This is a genomic window from Chromobacterium paludis (genome assembly GCF_008275125.1).
Classification (GTDB): Bacteria; Pseudomonadota; Gammaproteobacteria; order Burkholderiales; family Chromobacteriaceae; genus Chromobacterium; species Chromobacterium paludis.
In genome coordinates this window covers 1,464,023-1,481,951 of the sequence record NZ_CP043473.1, presented here as the reverse complement: position 1 = coordinate 1,481,951, position 17,929 = coordinate 1,464,023, and the positions used below count along the sequence as shown (strand labels likewise).

The window sequence follows — 17,929 nt, the reverse complement described above, 5'->3', positions numbered from 1 at the left end:
GGCACGACATTTTTGATATTGTACGAATTCAAATGTACGCCATTTTCACCCGTAGCGCAAAGTCAGGATGCATGGCAGGCTAGCGCCGGGGCCACGCCGGACGGCTGCCTAGTATTACATCCATTGGTTCGCATAATCTATATTATGTCAAATTGCGTAGCTTAGTATTATGGATTGCGGCAGCCGCTCATGGCTCACCCTGGCTCACTCGCCTTGCTTTTCATCACGCCTGCCGTGATGCAAAATGACGAAGTCATCGCTACTATTCAAAGGCTCAATGAAAACCATCGTCTGGATTCTCGTGCTGAGGTCATGGAATGCGCCAAGGGCAGCCAGGTGGAGTTCACCAATACGGGCAATTGCCGGCCTGGCTATCAGCCCAAGCGACTGCTCCATCCCAAAGCCAGCGGCGGCTCGCTCAATATGGGCGCGGCCGGTCCCGTTTACGCTGCGCCACGCCTTGGCGGCTTGCCTTCAACGTCCAACGTGGCCACCCTGTCAAAGCCGTCCACGGCGTCATATCTGTCCTGTGAGCAACTGCGCCGACTGCGGGACTATTACCGGCGGTGTCTAGAACCCAACAGCCTGTTTCATGAAGCCAATGCCATGACCAAGCTGTGGCAAGTCAAGGACCAGATGACCGCTCAGGACTGTCGAATCTGAGCGCGGCCCGCATTGCCGCTTCGCGCCAGGCCGCTTGCCATGCCTGCCGCATGATGTCATATTCGCCGTCAATACTATTGACATCTTTGGTGCGCATTGAGTCTGTTTATCTTCATGCTGCTGGTCGCAGTTGGCCTGGCCTCTTTGAGCGGTTCCCAGAAGAAACGCAAAAAGCGGCCCCGACCTAACCAACAGTCGCACGCTCCTATCCCTGCGCTTTCCAGGCCGGCGGTCAATCGGCTTCCGCCCGCCTCCCCCACGGTTGACCCGCTGAAAAAAGCCTACTTCCGTCAACCGGAGCGCCCCGACTATGGCGATGCCCGCTTCGAGCTGAAGCGGTCCACCATCCTGACCGCGAGAGAGATTGAATGCTATCGCCGCCTATCCGCCAGCCTGTCTCCGCACTTCCTGGTTTTTCCGCAGGTGGCATTCAGTCAAATCCTGGAAGCCCGCGGCGGCACTGATAAGCAAAACTTATGGCTGTTCCGCACCATGAGTCAAAAAGTGGCGGATTTTCTGATATGCAAGTCGGACTTGACGATGGTGGCCGTGATTGAGCTGGATGACCGCAGCCATATAGGCAAGGAAGAAAACGACCGCCGGCGCGATGCCGTGATGCGACAAATCGGCTTGCTGCCTTTGCGTCTGCCTCGCACGCCGCAGCAAGAAGCGCTGGATCGATACGCGGACATTCTGCTGCGAATGTTTCCGGTCGCCCCAGCCGAAACTTCCCGCCCTGAAAAAGTGGCCGGCGCCTAAGCTCGCCCACCAAGCGGGTCTTGGCTATTGCCAGAACGGCTCAAGCCGGCTCAAGTGGCGGACGGCAGACCGCGCCCGACTCTCATCCTCGGGATTCTCAGCCGTCAGCGCCAGGCGCAGCTGGCCCAGGCTGGGTTGCAAATCCGGCCACTCCGCCGCGCATTGCGCCAGCATGTCACAGGCGGCGGCGCGATCATTGAGCGCGCCCAGCCGCTGCTGCGCCAGCTGCAAGGGCGCCAGACAGCGCTCCACGCGCTTGCCCGGATAGAGATGGGCAAAAAATTCGATCGCGTAGCGCAATTTTTTCGCCCGCTTGCGCAGCTCGTGGCGCTGTTCCACGCTCAGCGCGTCCCATTGTTCCGTCAAGCGGCGGACGGGTTTCCAGCCTCGGTTCAGCGAGCGCGCGGCAAAGCCCCGCCTGCCCGGCAATGAACCATCGCGGATGCACGCGTCTTGATTCGCCAAGGCCAGCAGCCTGCGCGCCCAGCCGTCAAAGCGCGCCGGCGCCAAAGCCGCCCTCGCCCGCGCCTTCATTCCCGCCCGACGTTTTTCCAGCGCCTTGCGCAAGGCTGACAGATCCTGGGCGGCCCACGCGGATGGCGCGACGGCCGGCAAGGTTTCCAGCAGCATGACATCCAGATCGCGGACCGCGCCCAGCAGGCCCGCCCATTCGCGCGCCTCCCGCAGCACGCTCCGCCACGCTTCGCCCCGGGTCAGCGGACGAAAAGCGGTGCCTGCCGCGCTTAGCCGTCTCAACGCCACCCTGGCCTGATGCACGCACTCCGGGTCATCTCCCTCCCGCACGCCACCTAGATTGGCGGACAAGTGCCGCAGGCTCTCCAGCAGGGCCATGCGCAGCGCCAGACGCGGCGTCATGCGCGCGCGTAGCGCCAAGGGCCTGGCGCGTGAGGGTTTCAGCCTGATTCCTGCGCGGGATGGCATGGCAGACTCCAGTCTTTGCACACCCCATCATGGGCGCAAGGCGCCGGCCATGGCAAGCGCGTCGCGCCGCCGCATGCGGAACGGGCCTGAAGGCATTCGCCGTCAGGCCCGCTTGTGCCGGCAAGCGTCTTAAGACGGCTTGCGTTCAGATTCCAGCAGCCTGCGCGCCAATTCTTCGCGCCCCATTTGCGGGAAGTGCTTTTGCAGCAGCAGCGACAGGTCCTGTTCGAACAGCTGCCACGGCGTCAGCTCGGCCAGGCCGGCATCGTCGTTGTGGGTGCTGATCATGCCGGCCGCCACCGTGCCGTTGCTGAGCCGGTCGATGACGATCAGGCTGCCGCTGCCGCGGCATTCGCGGTAGGGGTCGAACACCACCGGGCTGTTCAGGGCGATGCGACACAGGCCGATCTCATTGAGCGCCAGGGCTTCGCTCGGACTGTTTTGCAGCGTATTGACGTCGGTGCGATGCAAAACGGATTCAATGCGGCCAGTCACGTATTTGCCGGCCAGCTTGAAACCGTACTCCTTGCCCGGACGCAGCGGCGCTTCGCCCATCGCCACCAAGTGGGCGTCGAAGCTGCGCGAAACATGCGGCCGCGCTTCATCCGCGCGCACCAGCATGTCGCCGCGCGAGATGTCGATTTCGTCCTCCAGCGTCAGCGTCACCGCCTGCCCTGTTGAGGCGCGCGGCAAATTGCCGCTGAACGCGACAATGTCTTTGACGCGGCTCTGCTTGCCGGACGGCAGCGCCACCACGGCGTCGCCCGGATGGATGGCGCCGCTGGCGATAGTGCCGCAGAAGCCTCGGAAGTCCAGATTGGGGCGATTGACGTATTGCACGGGCAGCCGGAACGCGTCCAGGGTCGCGTCGTGGCTGATTTGTATGCTTTCCAGCAGGTGCATCAGGGTGCCGCCCTGGTACCACGGCGCGGCTTCGGTGCGGCTGACCACGTTGTCGCCGCGCAGCGCGGAGATCGGCACGAAATGGATGTCCGGGATGTCCAGATGCTCGGCGAAGGTGAGGTATTCGTCGCGGATGCGGTTGTACACATCCTCGCTGTAGTCCACCAGATCCATCTTGTTGACCGCGACGATCACATGGCGGATGCCCAAGAGGCTGACGATATAGCTGTGGCGGCGGGTCTGCGTTTGCACTCCGCGGCGCGCGTCTATCAATATGATGGCCAGATTGCTGGTGGACGCGCCGGTGGCCATATTGCGGGTGTACTGCTCGTGGCCCGGGCAATCGGCGATGATGAATTTGCGCTTGTCGGTGCTGAAGTAGCGATAGGCCACGTCTATGGTGATGCCCTGCTCGCGCTCGGCCTGCAGGCCGTCCACCAGCAGCGCCAGGTCGATTTCCTGGTCGGTGGTGTTGTATTTTTTCGAGTCGCGCTCTATCGCCGCCAGCTGATCCTCAAATATCAGCTTGGAGTCGTGCAGCAGGCGGCCGATCAGCGTGGATTTGCCATCGTCCACGCTGCCGCAGGTGATGAAACGCAGCAAGTCCTTGTTCTCATGCTGCTTCAGGTATTCCAGGATATCCCCGGCGATCAGTTCGGATTGGTGCGACATCAGAAATACCCTTCCATTTTCTTCTTTTCCATCGAGCCCGCGCTGTCGTGGTCGATCAACCTGCCCTGCCGCTCCGAGGTCTTGGTCAGCAGCATTTCCTGGATGATTTCCGGCAGCGTGGCGGCATCGGACTCCACCGCGCCCGTCAGCGGATAACAGCCCAGGGTGCGGAAGCGCACCTTGCGCGTTTCGATGCTGGCCTTCTCTTCCGGGGTCAGATACTGCAGGATGCGCTCATCGTCGATCATGATCAGCATGCCGTCACGTTCCACGACCGGGCGCTCGGCGGCGAAATACAGCGGCACCAGCTCGATGTTTTCCAGATAGATGTATTGCCAGATATCCAGCTCGGTCCAGTTGGACAGCGGGAACACGCGTATGCTCTCGCCCTTGTCTATCTTGCCGTTGTAGATGTTCCACAGCTCCGGCCGCTGGTTCTTGGGGTCCCAGCGATGATTCTTGTCGCGGAAGGAATAGACGCGCTCCTTGGCGCGGCTCTTTTCCTCGTCGCGGCGCGCGCCGCCAAAAGCGGCGTCGAACTTATATTGGTTCAATGCCTGCTTCAGTCCCTCGGTCTTCATCACATCGGTGTGCTTGGCGCTGCCGGCGGTGAACGGATTGATGCCCGCGTCCACACCGTCCTGGTTGACGTGGACGATCAAATCCCAGCCGTTTTCCAGGGCCTGCCTGTCCCGCAACGCAATCATGTCGCGGAACTTCCAGGTGGTGTCCACGTGCATCAGCGGGAACGGCGGCTTGCCGGGATAGAAAGCCTTTTTGGCAAGATGCAGCATCACCGCGGAATCTTTGCCGATGGAGTACAGCATCACCGGATTGTCAAATTCCGCCGCCACTTCGCGGATGATGTGGATGGACTCCGCCTCCAGTTGCTGGAGGTGGGTCAGCCTTGCTTGATCGATATCCATGCTTGCAGCCTGTTCTTGGGTTGCAACCAATCTACCGGGTTGTTCCGGGCCATTCAAAACCGATTGGATATATCCATATAAACTTAGCAAGTCATAAAAAGATAAAAATCAGGCATAAAGGGAGGGAAATTCTTCCTTCGCCCTCAAGTTGGCGTCGTGGCCGCCGATAGTTACAATGAAAAGCATCAGGCTACGCGCCTGTTGAATAAAAACACCGCACCGTGATGACAGCTAGACGGCTCATTAGCCCTAAATTCTTTGTTGCGCCGCCCGATGGCAGTTCGGGCTGGCTCCAGGAGATGATGACATGTCAGCTTCATCGATCAGCACCAATGTCGGTCCGCTGGATGTTCAGTCCATCGTCAGTCAATTGGTTGCGGCAGACTCGCAGCCGCTGAATCAAAGCAGGCAGAAGCAATCCAACTACCAGTCGGAACTGAGCACGCTGGGCCAGGTCAGCTCCGCGCTGTCCAGCCTGCAGACGGCTGCCAGCACGCTGTCCACCGGCGCGTTTCTGCAACAGTTCAAAGCCACCTCTTCCGACACCACGGTAGCCACCACCACCTCGTCCAGCGGCGGCGTCGCCGGCACCTATGTGCTGAATGTGTCGCAACTGGCCAAGCCGCGGCAATTGGTGTTCGACCAAGACAGCACCGGCGCCGCCATCACGGACCAGAACGCCACGCTGGCGGGGGCGCCCTCTGCGCTGACTTTCAAAATCGGCAGCACCAGCTCCACCGTGAACCTGGGCTCGAACGCTTCTTTGTCGTCGATCGCCAGCAGCATCAATGCGGCGGGCATAGGCGTGACCGCCTCCGTGGTGCAGTACAACAACAACTACTCTCTGGTGCTGAACTCTACCCAATCCGGCCCGGACAACGCATTCACCATCACCAGCGGCGGCACGGACAGCGGCAGCACCTCGGGCAACACCCTGGCCGGGCTGCAGCAGAGCAGCAATGCCGCCAGCGAGTCGGCCAATGCGCAGAACGCCCTGCTCAGCGTCAATGGCGTCAATGTCTCGTCCAGCAGCAATACGGTCAGCAATGTCATCAACGGCGTATCCATCGGCCTCAACAAGGTAGGCCAGACCACGGTCACCATGGCGCAAGACAGCAGCGGCATCACCTCCTCGCTGCAAACCTTCATCAATGCCTACAACCAGGTCATCACTAGCACGCAGTCCGCGGTGCAAAGCCGCACCAGCGTGGGCAGCGCGCCGACCAATACCGAGATCAGCAGCGATCTGGTCGGCCTGCAACAGCAGCTGGCCACCATGCTGAGCACGCCGGTGCCCGGCGTGGACCCCAGCACCAGCTATGCCTACCTGGCCCAGGTGGGCATCACGCAAAAAGCGGACGGCACGCTGACGCTGGATTCAAATGCTTTCAACACCGCGCTGACCAACAATCCGTCCGCGGTATCCAATCTGTTCGGCAATGTGCAAAACAACGGGGTCGGCAACGTGTTCAATACCACCATCAATAATTTGCTGGGGCCAACCGGCTTCATCGCCAGCGACAAGACCAACCTCAATTCGCTGATCAGCACCGAGCAGGACCGGCAAAGCCAGCTGCAAAGCGCGCTGGACACGGAGCAAGCCAATCTGCTGACGCAATACTCGCAGCTGAACAGCGAGCTGTCGCAGATGCAGCAATCCTCCAACAGCCTTGCCAATCTGCTCTGATACGCGGCAAACTGCCGGGCGGCCTGCGGGCCGCCATTTTTTTGCGCCGCGCGCAGGCAAGCTGAGCGCCCAGGAACTCCACCCTTGGACCGCTCGTCCCATGCTCATGAAAAATACCTTCAACCCATCCCGTCGGCGCGTCTTGCAAGGCCTGGCCTTGAGCGCAGGCGCAGCGGTCTTACAAGGATGCCAAACCATGCCCTCGCCATCCGCCTCCATCCCGCCACGCCCGAACCACCGGCTCTACCTGGCCGCCTGCTCCGGCATCGTGCCGGCCAAGCAGCGGCAACTGGCACTGCCCAGGCTGGAGCGCGCCGGCTTTGCGCTGGAAAACGCGGCAGCCGTGGAGCGCAGCTATCTTCGCTTTGCCGGCCGCGACGAGGAACGCAAGGCCGATCTCACCCAACTGCTGGCGCAAGCGCAACTGCCCTCCATCGTGCTGGCCGCGCGCGGCGGCTATGGCGCGATGCGGCTGCTGCCCGATCTGGACTTCGCCCGGCTGGGCGCGCGGCTGCGGGAATCCCAAACCTTGCTGATCGGCTATAGCGATTTCTGCGCCATTCAACTGGCCCTGCTGGCCAAGAGCGGAACCGGCAGCTTCGCCGGCCCCATGCTGGGCGACCTGGGCAATGCCCACCCCAGCGAATATACCGTCAATGAATTCATCGCCACCCTGACCACCCCGCAACGCAGCCTGCGCGTCGCCCATTCCGGCGCGCGCGGCAGCGGCGAAGGCATCTTCTGGGGCGGCAACCTCAGCGTGCTGTGCAGCCTGGTCGGGACGCCCTATCTGCCGGACATTCGAGGCGGCCTGCTGTTCCTGGAGGATGTGGGCGAGCAGCCCTACCGCGTGGAGCGCATGCTGCAGCAGTTGCGGCTGGCTGGCGTGCTGCAGAAGCAGCGGGCCATCTTCCTGGGCGATTTTTCCATGCACAAGCACGTGGACGCCTACGACCCGCGCTATGACTTTGACGCCGTGGTGGCCGAGCTGCGCCAAATCAGCGGCGTGCCGGTGTTCACCGGCTTGCCTTTCGGCCACATCGCCAACAAGACCACCCTGCCCCTGGGTTTCCCCGCTCGGTTCCAAGCCGATGGCGACAGCCTGACGCTGCAGTTCCTGGACTATCCGACGATCTCCCCGCTGGGCCTGCAGCCGCAAGCCCTGCTGGACCAGCCTGCGTTGGCGTAAGCGCTTGACCCTGGCGGCAGATTCATGCAAGTTGCTTGACTCTGGCATTACCACCATGGAGTAGGCATGATCCGCAGTCGACCACTCTGCACCGGGCTGGCGTTGGCCAGCCTTCTTCTCTCCGCCTCCGCTCTGGCCGAGGGCTATCAGACCCCGGCGCCGGAATTGGCGGCGCTGGTGAACGCGCCTCGCACGCCATTCCAGTCGCTCAACCCCCAGCGCGACACCATTCTGCAGACGCACCGCCCGGGCCTGCCCGGCATTGCCGACGTCGCCCAGCCGGAGCTGCGCCTGGCCGGTTTGCGCCTGAACCCGAAAATGCGCGCCGCCAGCCGTTTCGACTTTGGCAGCGCCATGAGCCTGCTGGACGTGGGCAGCGGCAAGAGCCGCCCGGTCAGGGGCTTGCCCGCGCATGTCCGCCTGGCGGACAGCGCCTGGTCGCCTGATGGCCGCCACGTGGCCTTCAGCGCATGGGGGGCGCGCGGCGTCGAATTGTGGCTGCTGGACGTGTCCGGCGCGCGCGCGCATCGACTGGGCGCTTTTCACTTGAATGCGACGACCGGCGGCGGCTTCGCCTGGGTGGACAAGCAGCGCCTGCTGGTCAAGCTGCTGCCGTCCGCGCAGGGACCCGCGCCGAAAAAGCCGGACACGCCAAGCGGGCCGGACATTCAGCAAAGCCTGGGCGGAAAACTGTCCCAGACCCGCACCTACCCGGACCTGCTGAAAACGCCGTACGACGCCGACCTGCTGGATTACGAGCTGAGCAGCCAGCTCGCCCTGGTGGATCTATCCGGCAAGACTCGCCTGGTAGGCAAGCCTGACCGCTACTTGTCGGTGCAGCCCTCACCCGATGGGCAGTATCTGCTGACAGCCAGGCTGCAACGCCCCTACTCCACATTAGTGCCCTTATTCCGCTTCCCTCAGCGCATAGACGTGCTGGACCTGAACGGCCGCCGTGTGCACGTCGTCGCCCAACGTCCGCTGCGCGAGCGCATGCCCTCCGGCTTCGACGCGGTCGACACCGGGCCGCGTGATGTGAGCTGGCGCGCGGACAAGCCCGCCACCCTGTTCTGGGCGGAAGCGCAAGACGGCGGCGACCCCTCGGCGCCGTCCAAGGCGCGTGACGCCCTCTACCTGCAGGCCGCCCCGTTCCAGACGCCGCCATTCAAACTGCAAACCCTGGCCAGCCGTTTTGCCGACATCCAGTGGGGCCGCGACGATCTGGCCCTGGTCAGCGAATACTGGTGGAATACCCGCCATCTGAAAGTCTGGCGGGTTCGCCCAGGCCAGCCGGGGCAGGCGCCGGAACTGCTGAACGAGCGCAGCTCGGAAGACCGCTACGCCGACCCCGGCTCCCCGGCGATGATACGAGACCACAACGGGCAAGCCGTGCTGCAGACCGGTCCAGATGGCAATAGCCTCTACCTGCTGGGCGATGGCGCCAGCCCGGAAGGCGACCGCCCCTTCATCGACCGGCTGGATTTGGCCAGCAACAAGACCACGCGGCTGTGGCGCTCGCAAGCGCCATGGTACGAAGCGCCCATCGCCGTGCTGGATGGCGGCCGGCGCGCGCTGCTGAATCGGGAGCAGGTTGAAACGCCGCCCAATCTGTATCTCCAGACTTTGGGGGGCGCGGCCGGCAGTCCGCGCCAGCTGACATTTTTCCAGCACCCCACCCCACAGCTCAAGGGTGTGCAAAAGCAGCTGCTGCGTTACAAGCGAGCCGACGGCGTGGGCCTGACCGCCACGCTCTATCTGCCGCCGGCTTACGACGCCAAGCGCGACGGGCCGCTGCCCATGCTGATGTGGGCCTACCCCACCGAGTTCAAGAGCGCGGAAGCCGCGGGCCAGGTCACCGACTCGCCCTACCGCTTCAATCGCGTAAGCTATTGGGGGCCGCAGGCGATGCTGGCGCGCGGCTACGCGGTGCTGGATGACCCGTCCATGCCCATCATCGGCGCGGGCAAGCAGGAACCCAATGACAGCTATCTGCCGCAGCTGAAGATGGACGCGCAGGCGGCGGTGGACGAAGTGGTGAGGCTGGGCGTGGCTGACCGCGACCGCATCGCCATCGGCGGGCACTCTTACGGCGCCTTCATGACCGCCAACCTGCTGGCGCACACGCGGCTGTTCCGCGCCGGCATTGCCCGTTCCGGCGCTTACAACCGCACGCTGACGCCATTTGGCTTCCAGTCCGAGGAGCGCAATTTCTGGCAGGCCAAGAATGTGTATCAGACCATGTCGCCGTTCAACTACGCCGAGCAGATCAAGGATGCGCTGTTGCTGATCCACGGCGAGGCCGACAACAATCCGGGCACATTCCCCATCCAGAGCGAGCGCCTGTACCAGGCGCTGCAAGGCTTGGGCGGCACCGTGCGGCTGGTGATGCTGCCGGCGGAAAGCCATGGCTACCGCGCGCGCGAGTCCATTCTGCACATGTTGTGGGAAGAAGATCGCTGGCTGGATCAGTATGTGAAGCACGCGAAACCGCGGGCCGCTGACGCATCCGGCGCGCAGTAAGCCATCGCGGAAAATAAAAAGGCAGGCCGACAGGCCTGCCTTTTTTATGCGTCGCGGCGTCAGCCGTACTGGCGAGCAAAGTCCTGCATGAAATTGACCAGGGCCTTGACGCCCTCGATCGGCATGGCGTTGTAGATGGACGCGCGCATGCCGCCCACGGCGCGGTGGCCCTTCAGCTGCGCCAGGCCCTCCTTGCGGGCTTCCAGCAGGAAGATTTCATCCAGCGCCTCATCTTTCAGCCGGAACACCACGTTCATCTTGGAGCGGTAAGGACGCTCGATATGCGTCGAGTAGAAGCCTTCGCTATTGTCGATCATGTGATACAGCAGGCCGGCTTTTTCGTCATTGCGCGAGGCGATGCCCTTGACGCCGCCCTGCTCCTTCAGCCACTTGAACACCAGGCCGGCGATGTAGATCGGGTAAGTGCCGGGCGTGTTGTACATGGAGTCGGCGTCGGCATGGACCTGATAGTTCAGCATGGTGGGAATGTCGGCGCGGGCCCTGCCCAGCAGGTCTTCGCGGATGATCAGCACGGTCAGGCCGGATGGGCCGATATTCTTCTGCGCGCCGGCATAGATCATGCCGAAACGGCTGACGTCGATCTCCCGCGACAGAAAGTCCGACGACATGTCGCAAACCAGCGGCACGCCGTGCTCTTCCGCCGGAATAAAGGGGAACTGCAGGCCGCCTATGGTCTCGTTGGAGGTGTAGTGCAGGTAGGCGGCGTTCGGGTCGCGCTGCCAGGCCGACTCCTCCGGCACATAGCTGAAGTTTCTGTCTTCGCTGCTCGCCGCCACATTGACCTTGGCGTAGCGTTTGGCTTCCTTGATCGCCAGCTTGGACCAGTGGCCGGTGTTGACGATGTCGATGCTGTCCTTGTCGCCCAGCAGGTTCAGCGGCGCCATGGCGAACTGCAGCGAGGCCCCGCCCTGCAAAAACAGCACCTTGTAGCCGGCGGGGATGCCCATCAACTGCCGCAGATCGTGCTCGGCGTCATGGATGATTTCCATGAACTCCTTGCCGCGATGGCTCATCTCCATCACGCTCATGCCGGAGCCGTGCCAATCCAGCAGCTCGCTCTGCGCCTCGGCCAGCACGGCGTGCGGCAAAACGGCGGGACCTGCGGAAAAGTTGTACACCTTGGCCATGGTCTTTCCTCTGTCTTTGTCCGATTTATTGTTCAGATGGCGGCGAGGCCGTCCATCGCAATAGCAGTTCCATGAAAAAACCGGCGCATTCCTGTTGGAAGCGCCGGTTTGCAATCAGCCTCTCATCCCGATCCCGCTCAGTTGCTCAGCAGAAAGTGGGCTCGCGCCACCGCCACCGGCTTGGCGCGGTCGTCCTGCCAGGCCTCGATCAGCACATGCGCCACGCGCTTGCCCTGCTTGGTGATCTCGCACTGGGAAAACAAGGTCTGCGGGCGACCCGGCCGCAGATAGTCCAGGGAAAAATCGACTATCTTGGGCGTTTCCAGCGATTCGCGGTTCCACATCAAGTGTATCATCGCCGCGCTCTCCATGAAGCCGCCGATCAGGCCGCCATGCAGCGCCGGCAAGGAAGTATTGCCGACATTGCGCTCAAGGAAAGGCAGCTCGAAGCGCAGCTCGCCCAGTTCGTCCTCGCGCATGATGGTGCCCATCAGCTTGACGTAAGGCAGCGCGTCCACGATTTCGGCGAAGGCCTTGCGCTCGCGCCATTCGGCGAAGCGTTGCATGAAATCGCTCATTGCGCGCCCTCCTGCAGCATGGGCGTGCGGCTGGATTCGCGCATGAACGTCGCTACGCCGTGGGCGATCGGGTCGGCCGGGTCGTCGTGGTAGCACACGGCGCGGGTGAAGGCGATCTGGCTTGCCAGCCGGTAGCATTCGGCTCGGCAGTAGATGGCCTTGCCCGGCGTGGCGGACTTCAGGTAGTCGATGCGCAGGTCCAGCGTGGCGATGGTTTCGACCTCCGGCAGATTGGCCGTGACGGCGATGGCGCTGCAGGTATCCACCAGCGAGGTGATCACCCCGCCGTGCAGGATGCCGGTGGCCGGGTTGCCCACCAGGTCCTCTCGCCAGCCCAGCCGCAGCGTGGGCTTGCGGCCATCGGTGCCGACGTACTCGAAGCCCAGCGTGGCGCAGTGCGGGAAGGAGACGAAGAGCTGGCTCATCGCCTCCAGCACGCGGGCATTGGCGGGAGTCTGGACCATTACGCTTCGCCTTGCTCCGGCGCGGCGTCGCTTTCGGCTTCGCCCTCGCCTTCCGCGCACTCGGCTTCGGACTCGGCCACGATTTCCAGGCCGATCAGCTTCTCGCCTTCGTCCAGATTGATCAGGCGCACGCCTTGGGCGGAACGGCCGGTTTCGCGCACTTCCGCCACCTTGGTGCGGATCAGCACGCCGCCGGTGGTGATCAGCATGATGTCGTCGCTCTCTTCCACCAGGCTGGCCGCCACCAGCTTGAGGCCGGTCTTGTCGGTCAGGTCCATGGCGATCACGCCCTGGGTGCCGCGGCTGGTCAGGCGGAAGTCGCCGACGCAGGTGCGCTTGCCGTAGCCGCCGTCGCTGGCGGTCAGCACCATCTGCTGTTCGGAATTGCTGACCAGCAGCGAAATCACCTGATGCTCGTCGCCCAGCATCATGCCGCGCACGCCGGTGGCGTTGCGGCCCATCGGGCGCACGTCGGTTTCGCTGAAGCGCACAGCCTTGCCGGCGTCGGAGAACAGCATGATCTGGTCGTCGCCATGGGTCAGCGCCACGCCAATCAGATTGTCGCCGTCGTCCAGATTGACGGCGATGATGCCGGCGGTGCGCGGACGGGAGAAATCCACCAGCGGCGTTTTCTTCACCGTGCCGTTGGCCGTGCACATGAAGATGAACTGGTCGTCGCGGAACTCCTTGACCGGCAGCAGCGCGTTGATCTTCTCGCCGTCTTCCAGCGGCAACACATTGACCATGGGTTTGCCGCGGCTCTGACGGCCGCCTTGCGGCAGATCGTACACCTTGCGCCAGTAGCAACGGCCGCGGCTGGAGAAGCACAGCACGTAGTCGTGGGTATTGGCCACGAACAGCGTCTCGATGAAGTCGTCGTCCTTGGTGGCCGCCGCCTGCTTGCCGCGGCCGCCGCGGCGCTGCGAGCTGTAGTCGTCGATGGGCTGGGCCTTGATGTAGCCGGTATGGGAGATGGTCACCACCATGTCCTGCGGCGTGATCAGGTCTTCGATATTGATGTCGCCGCCATAAGGCTCGATTTCCGAACGGCGCGGATCGCCGAACTGGGCGCGGATGGCATTCAGCTCGTCGCTGATGATCTGGCTGATGCGCTCCGGCTTGGCCAGGATGTCCAGCAAGTCCAGGATCACGTCCATGATCTCGCGGTATTCGCCAACGATCTTGTCCTGTTCCAGACCGGTCAGGCGCTGCAGGCGCATGTCCAGAATGGCCTGGGCCTGCACGTCGGACAGGTGGTAGCCATCTTCCTTCATGCCGAAGGACGGGTCGATGTTTTCCGGACGCGCCTTGTCGCCCTCGACGCGGGACAGCATGTCCTCCACCAGCGAGGAGCGCCAGGCGCGCGCCATCAGCGCGGCCTTGGCCTGCGGCGGCGCGTCGGACGCCTTGATCAGCGCGATGATCTCGTCCACATTGGACAGCGCCACGGCCAGGCCTTCCAGAATGTGGCCGCGCTCGCGCGCCTTCTTCAGTTCGAAGATGGTGCGGCGGGTCACCACTTCGCGGCGGTGGCGCAGGAACTCTTCCAGGATTTGCTTCAAATTCAAGAGGCGCGGCTGGCCGTCGACCAGCGCCACCATATTCATGCCGAAGCTGTCCTGCAGCTGGGTCATCTTGTACAGGTGGTTGAGCACCACTTCCGGCATTTCGCCGCGCTTGAGCTCTATCACCACGCGCATGCCGGATTTATCGGACTCGTCGCGCAGATCGGAAATGCCCTCGATCTGCTTGTCGCGCACCAGCTCGCTGATGCGTTCCAGCAGGCGGGCCTTGTTCACCTGGTACGGAATCTCGTCGACGATGATCGCTTCGCGGTCGCCCTTGCCGATCGGTTCGGTATGGGTGCGCGCGCGCATGATCACGCGGCCGCGGCCGGTGCGGTAGCCTTCCTTGACGCCGGCGGTGCCGTAGATGATGCCGGCGGTCGGGAAGTCCGGCGCCGGAATGATGTCGATCAACTCGTCTATGGTCAGATCGCTATTGGCCAGCAAGGCCAGGCAGGCGTCCACCACTTCGTTCAGATTGTGCGGCGGGATGTTGGTGGCCATGCCCACGGCGATGCCGGACGAGCCGTTGATCAGCAGGTTCGGGATCTTGGCCGGCAGGATCAGCGGCTCATGCTCGGAGCCGTCGTAGTTGGGGCCAAAATCCACGGTTTCTTTTTCGATGTCCGCCAGCAGCTCATGCGCGATGCGCGCCATGCGGATTTCGGTGTAACGCATGGCGGCGGCGTTGTCGCCATCCACCGAGCCGAAGTTGCCCTGGCCATCCACCAGCGGGTAGCGCAAGGAGAAGTCCTGCGCCAGACGCACGATGGTGTCGTATACGGCAGTGTCGCCGTGCGGGTGGTATTTACCGATCACGTCGCCAACGATACGGGCCGACTTCTTGTACGCGCGGTTCCAGTCATTGGACAGTTCATGCATGGCGTACAGCACGCGGCGGTGCACCGGCTTCAGGCCGTCGCGCACGTCCGGCAGCGCCCGCCCCACGATCACGCTCATCGCGTAATCCAGGTAAGAGCGGCGCATCTCCTCTTCGAGGCTGATGGGAAGCGTTTCCTTGGCGAACTGGTTCTCGGTCATAAGTATCTTATTCGTAAGGATGATTCAGCCAGTGCCGCAATGGCGAGCATCGCCGATGCGATTTTTCGCCCGCGACGGCACTGGCAGACTGAATGTGACAATCCATAGATTCTACCATGAAAGCCTGTCCAAATGCCCGTGACGGGCATCGCAAACCACGGCGGGCAAGCGCCTCGGGCGCGGGGCGCGGAAAGAAAAGCCGCAAGCCGGCGCTTTGGCGTCCGACAGCCCGATTGAAATCGCCCGCCCAGCCGCGCCACGCCGAAACCACTCCGCTCACTTCACTTTAAAATCCATGCGAGCGCCTCCGCGGCGAATGCGCGTAAAAAAAGGAGGACCGAAGTCCTCCGCAAGTCTTGTAGCCAGGAGTGTTACAAGAAAAACTCAGTTCCAGTTTTGCGGCAGCTTGTAGCCGGCAAACTTCTGCTTGGCGTAGGCCTTGAACGCCGGCGAATTGTAGGCGGCGATCACATCCTTGGCCCACGGCTTGGCGGCGTCGGCGGCGCGCACCACGCCCCAATTGACATAGGCGTAGCTCTTTTCCTGATATACGGCTTCGGTCAGCTTGATGCCGGAGCTGGTGGCGTAGTTGCCGTTGATCACGGAAAAGTCGACATCGCTGCGCGAACGCGGCAACTGGGCGGCTTCCAGTTGCACCAGCTTGACCTTCTTGATGTTGTCGGCGATGTCGCGCTCGGAAGCGGTCAGCGGGTTGATGCCAGGCTTCAGCTTGACCCAGCCCAGGTCGTTCAGCATCACCAGCACGCGGGCGAAATTGGACGGATCGTTAGGCGCGGCCACGGTCACGCCCGGCTTGACGTCCTTCAGCGACTTCAGCTTGCCCGGATAGATGCCCAGCGGCGCGGTCGGCACCTGGAACACCTCCTTCAGGGACAGCTTGTGTTCCTTGGCGAAGTTGTCGAGGTAGGGTTTGTGCTGGAATACGTTTACGTCCAGCGAACCTTCCTGCAGCGCCAGGTTCGGGCGCACGTAGTCGGTGAACTCCACCAGTTTCACGGCATAGCCCTGCTTTTCCAGCTGCGGCTTGATGGACTGCTTGACCATGTCGCCGAAGTCGCCGACGGTGGTGCCGATGACGATTTGTTTCTTGGCCGGGTCGGCGGCCAGGGCGTTTCCTGCGAAGGCCAGGCCCACGACGGATGCGGCAACGGCTTTGATGACGAATCTACGCATTTTTCTCTCCTTTAAATTCTGCGCGTCTTGAAAATCAACGTTTGTCGAGCTTGGCCGCCAGGCGGTTGCCCAGCAGCTGAATGATCTGGACCAGCAACACCAGCAGCAGCACCATGGCCACCATCACATCGGTCTGGAAGCGGTAGTAACCGTAGCGAATGGCCAAGTCGCCTATGCCGCCGCCGCCCACCACGCCGGCTACCGCGGTATAGCTGAGAAAGCTGATGGTCAGGATGGTGAGGCTGGAAATCAGGCCGGAACGGGCTTCATTGATCAGCACCTTGAAGATGATCTGCGCCGGGCTCGCGCCCATGGCCTCGGCCGCCTCCACCACGCCGCGCGGGATCTCGCGCAGCGTCTGCTCCACCAGGCGGGCGAAGTACGGAATGGCGGCGAAAGCCAGCGGCACCGACGCCGCCACCGGGCCGATGGTGCTGCCCACCAGGGCGCGGGTCAGCGGGATTAGTACCACCATCAGGATGATGAAGGGGAAGGAGCGCACCAGATTCACCAGCCAGCTCAGCACGCCGTTGACCGCCCGATTGGCGAACAATTGCCCAGGCTGGGACAGATAAAGAATCACGCCCAGCGGACCGCCCAAGAGAATGGCGGCGGCCAAGCCTATGCCCAGCATCACGCCGGTTTCCTGGCAGGCCTGCCAGATTTCCGGACTCATGGACTGCAGGTTTTGCAGCGCTTCGCTCAGGGTTGCGGCATCCATTACGCGGCCTCCAGCAGGGAGCGGGCCAGAGCGGACTCCGCCTCCACTTCCGAATTCTTGACATCCACCACTTCCACCACGCGGCCCTGGTCCAGCACCGCGGCGCGATGGCAGATGCTGCGCACCACATGCATTTCATGCGTGACGATGACGATGGTCACGCCAAAACGCGCATTGATGTCTTTCAAGCAATCAAGGATGGATTGGGTGGTTTTGGGATCGAGCGCCGAAGTCGGCTCATCGGCCAGGATCACGTGCGGACGCGGCGCCAGGGCGCGGGCGATGCCCACGCGCTGCTTCTGCCCCCCGGACAGCTGGGCCGGATAGTGTCCCGCGCGGTCTTCCAGGCCGACCACGGCCAGGCATTCTGCCACGCGCTTTTCGATGTCGGCCTTACTCCAGCCGGCGATTTCCAGCGGAAAAGCCACATTGCCCGCCACCGTGCGATTGGCCAGCAGATTGAACTGCTGGAACACCATGCCGATGTTCTGGCGCGCGGCGCGCAGTTTTTTGGGAGACAGGCTGGTCAGGTCCTGACCATCCACGATCACGGCGCCGGCATCGGGGCGCTCCAGCAGATTGATCAGGCGCAGCAAGGTGGACTTGCCGGCGCCGGAGAAGCCGATCAGGCCGAAGACTTCGCCCTCGCGGATGGACAGCGAGGTCTCCGCCACGGCGTCGAACCAACCGCCTTCCGGATGGCGGAACCGTTTTTGGACATTTTGCAGATGAATCATTCCTAACACTCCCAAAGCACAAAGCCCGCCGATGGCTGCGGCGGGCTTTGCTGTGGGAATCTGCGGATGATCCGGAAGATTGGCTGTAGACAGGTTCACTGATGCTGGGTCTGTCTACCCACGCTTTAGCTGTTTTACGCCCGCAAGCTGTGTCAAATCGGCGATAAGTTTGATTGAGATTGAACATGTTTTTTCGCTTAGCGTCAACCGCCTTGCGGAA

Annotated in this window: 15 protein-coding genes; 5 read left to right on the top strand and 10 right to left on the bottom strand. The window is 62.6% G+C overall.

What is annotated here, in order from left to right:
• The first annotated feature begins 189 nt into the window (after nt 1–189).
• Together FYK34_RS06695 and FYK34_RS06690 are read left to right on the top strand one after the other, a co-directional pair.
• A complete protein-coding gene (locus FYK34_RS06695) occupies nt 190–663 on the top strand; it encodes a hypothetical protein (RefSeq protein ID WP_149295640.1) in 474 nt (157 codons plus the stop codon).
• A 114-nt stretch (nt 664–777) separates the two neighbouring features.
• Nucleotides 778–1,422 (top strand): DUF2726 domain-containing protein, encoded by a 645-nt coding sequence (locus tag FYK34_RS06690; RefSeq protein WP_149295639.1) that lies wholly within the window; start codon nt 778–780, stop codon nt 1,420–1,422.
• Nucleotides 1,423–1,446: 24 nt separating this feature from the next.
• Here FYK34_RS06690 and FYK34_RS06685 read toward each other — a convergent pair whose 3' ends face one another.
• From FYK34_RS06685 to cysD, 3 genes are all read right to left on the bottom strand, one after another.
• Nucleotides 1,447–2,298: a CHAD domain-containing protein gene (locus tag FYK34_RS06685; RefSeq protein WP_168209664.1), complete on the bottom strand. Its 852-nt coding sequence runs from the start codon at nt 2,296–2,298 to the stop codon at nt 1,447–1,449.
• 195 nt (nt 2,299–2,493) lie between these two features.
• Nucleotides 2,494–3,939, bottom strand: a complete 1,446-nt coding sequence (gene cysN / locus FYK34_RS06680; RefSeq protein ID WP_149295637.1) for a sulfate adenylyltransferase subunit CysN — start codon at nt 3,937–3,939, stop codon at nt 2,494–2,496.
• Nucleotides 3,939–4,865 (bottom strand): sulfate adenylyltransferase subunit CysD, encoded by a 927-nt coding sequence (gene cysD / locus FYK34_RS06675; RefSeq protein ID WP_149295636.1) that lies wholly within the window; start codon nt 4,863–4,865, stop codon nt 3,939–3,941. Before cysD ends, cysN begins: the two co-directional genes overlap by 1 nt.
• A 307-nt stretch (nt 4,866–5,172) precedes the next feature.
• Between cysD and fliD the strand changes: the two genes are divergently transcribed.
• The 3 genes from fliD (at nt 5,173) to FYK34_RS06660 (ending at nt 10,261) form a co-directional block, all read left to right on the top strand.
• Complete coding sequence (fliD, locus tag FYK34_RS06670) at nt 5,173–6,552, top strand: flagellar filament capping protein FliD (RefSeq protein ID WP_149295635.1); 1,380 nt, start codon at nt 5,173–5,175, stop codon at nt 6,550–6,552.
• 196 nt (nt 6,553–6,748) lie between these two features.
• Nucleotides 6,749–7,741 (top strand): LD-carboxypeptidase, encoded by a 993-nt coding sequence (locus FYK34_RS06665; protein WP_231137389.1) that lies wholly within the window; start codon nt 6,749–6,751, stop codon nt 7,739–7,741.
• Nucleotides 7,742–7,807: 66 nt separating this feature from the next.
• Nucleotides 7,808–10,261, top strand: coding sequence for a S9 family peptidase (locus FYK34_RS06660; RefSeq protein WP_149295634.1), 2,454 nt, complete (start codon nt 7,808–7,810; stop codon nt 10,259–10,261).
• 59 nt (nt 10,262–10,320) lie between these two features.
• Here the strand turns inward: FYK34_RS06660 and serC are convergent, their stop codons facing one another.
• The 7 genes from serC to FYK34_RS06625 form a co-directional block, all read right to left on the bottom strand.
• Nucleotides 10,321–11,409: a 3-phosphoserine/phosphohydroxythreonine transaminase gene (gene serC, locus FYK34_RS06655; RefSeq protein ID WP_149295633.1), complete on the bottom strand. Its 1,089-nt coding sequence runs from the start codon at nt 11,407–11,409 to the stop codon at nt 10,321–10,323.
• A 137-nt stretch (nt 11,410–11,546) separates the two neighbouring features.
• A complete protein-coding gene (locus FYK34_RS06650; RefSeq protein ID WP_149295632.1) occupies nt 11,547–11,987 on the bottom strand; it encodes a PaaI family thioesterase in 441 nt (146 codons plus the stop codon).
• Nucleotides 11,984–12,451 (bottom strand): PaaI family thioesterase, encoded by a 468-nt coding sequence (locus FYK34_RS06645; protein ID WP_149295631.1) that lies wholly within the window; start codon nt 12,449–12,451, stop codon nt 11,984–11,986. The genes FYK34_RS06650 and FYK34_RS06645 overlap by 4 nt, the downstream gene beginning before the upstream one ends.
• Complete coding sequence (gene gyrA / locus FYK34_RS06640; protein ID WP_149295630.1) at nt 12,451–15,057, bottom strand: DNA gyrase subunit A; 2,607 nt, start codon at nt 15,055–15,057, stop codon at nt 12,451–12,453. Before gyrA ends, FYK34_RS06645 begins: the two co-directional genes overlap by 1 nt.
• Nucleotides 15,058–15,441: 384 nt before the next feature.
• Nucleotides 15,442–16,251: a MetQ/NlpA family ABC transporter substrate-binding protein gene (locus FYK34_RS06635; RefSeq protein ID WP_149295629.1), complete on the bottom strand. Its 810-nt coding sequence runs from the start codon at nt 16,249–16,251 to the stop codon at nt 15,442–15,444.
• A 34-nt stretch (nt 16,252–16,285) separates the two neighbouring features.
• Complete coding sequence (locus FYK34_RS06630) at nt 16,286–16,972, bottom strand: methionine ABC transporter permease (RefSeq protein ID WP_149295628.1); 687 nt, start codon at nt 16,970–16,972, stop codon at nt 16,286–16,288.
• Complete coding sequence (locus FYK34_RS06625; RefSeq protein ID WP_149295627.1) at nt 16,972–17,709, bottom strand: methionine ABC transporter ATP-binding protein; 738 nt, start codon at nt 17,707–17,709, stop codon at nt 16,972–16,974. Before FYK34_RS06625 ends, FYK34_RS06630 begins: the two co-directional genes overlap by 1 nt.
• Between the last annotated feature and the right edge of the window lie 220 nt (nt 17,710–17,929).

Coding starts and splice junctions, on each gene's coding strand:
- gyrA (WP_149295630.1), bottom strand. CDS start 15,057: ATGACCGAGAACCAGTTCGCCAAGGAAACGCTTCCCATCAGCCTCGAA.
- fliD (WP_149295635.1), top strand. CDS start 5,173: ATGTCAGCTTCATCGATCAGCACCAATGTCGGTCCGCTGGATGTTCAG.
- FYK34_RS06665 (WP_231137389.1), top strand. CDS start 6,749: ATGCCCTCGCCATCCGCCTCCATCCCGCCACGCCCGAACCACCGGCTC.
- FYK34_RS06685 (WP_168209664.1), bottom strand. CDS start 2,298: ATGACGCCGCGTCTGGCGCTGCGCATGGCCCTGCTGGAGAGCCTGCGG.
- cysD (WP_149295636.1), bottom strand. CDS start 4,865: ATGGATATCGATCAAGCAAGGCTGACCCACCTCCAGCAACTGGAGGCG.
- FYK34_RS06660 (WP_149295634.1), top strand. CDS start 7,808: ATGATCCGCAGTCGACCACTCTGCACCGGGCTGGCGTTGGCCAGCCTT.
- FYK34_RS06645 (WP_149295631.1), bottom strand. CDS start 12,451: ATGGTCCAGACTCCCGCCAATGCCCGCGTGCTGGAGGCGATGAGCCAG.
- cysN (WP_149295637.1), bottom strand. CDS start 3,939: ATGTCGCACCAATCCGAACTGATCGCCGGGGATATCCTGGAATACCTG.
- FYK34_RS06650 (WP_149295632.1), bottom strand. CDS start 11,987: ATGAGCGATTTCATGCAACGCTTCGCCGAATGGCGCGAGCGCAAGGCC.
- FYK34_RS06695 (WP_149295640.1), top strand. CDS start 190: ATGGCTCACCCTGGCTCACTCGCCTTGCTTTTCATCACGCCTGCCGTG.
- FYK34_RS06635 (WP_149295629.1), bottom strand. CDS start 16,251: ATGCGTAGATTCGTCATCAAAGCCGTTGCCGCATCCGTCGTGGGCCTG.
- serC (WP_149295633.1), bottom strand. CDS start 11,409: ATGGCCAAGGTGTACAACTTTTCCGCAGGTCCCGCCGTTTTGCCGCAC.
- FYK34_RS06690 (WP_149295639.1), top strand. CDS start 778: ATGCTGCTGGTCGCAGTTGGCCTGGCCTCTTTGAGCGGTTCCCAGAAG.
- FYK34_RS06630 (WP_149295628.1), bottom strand. CDS start 16,972: ATGGATGCCGCAACCCTGAGCGAAGCGCTGCAAAACCTGCAGTCCATG.
- FYK34_RS06625 (WP_149295627.1), bottom strand. CDS start 17,709: ATGATTCATCTGCAAAATGTCCAAAAACGGTTCCGCCATCCGGAAGGC.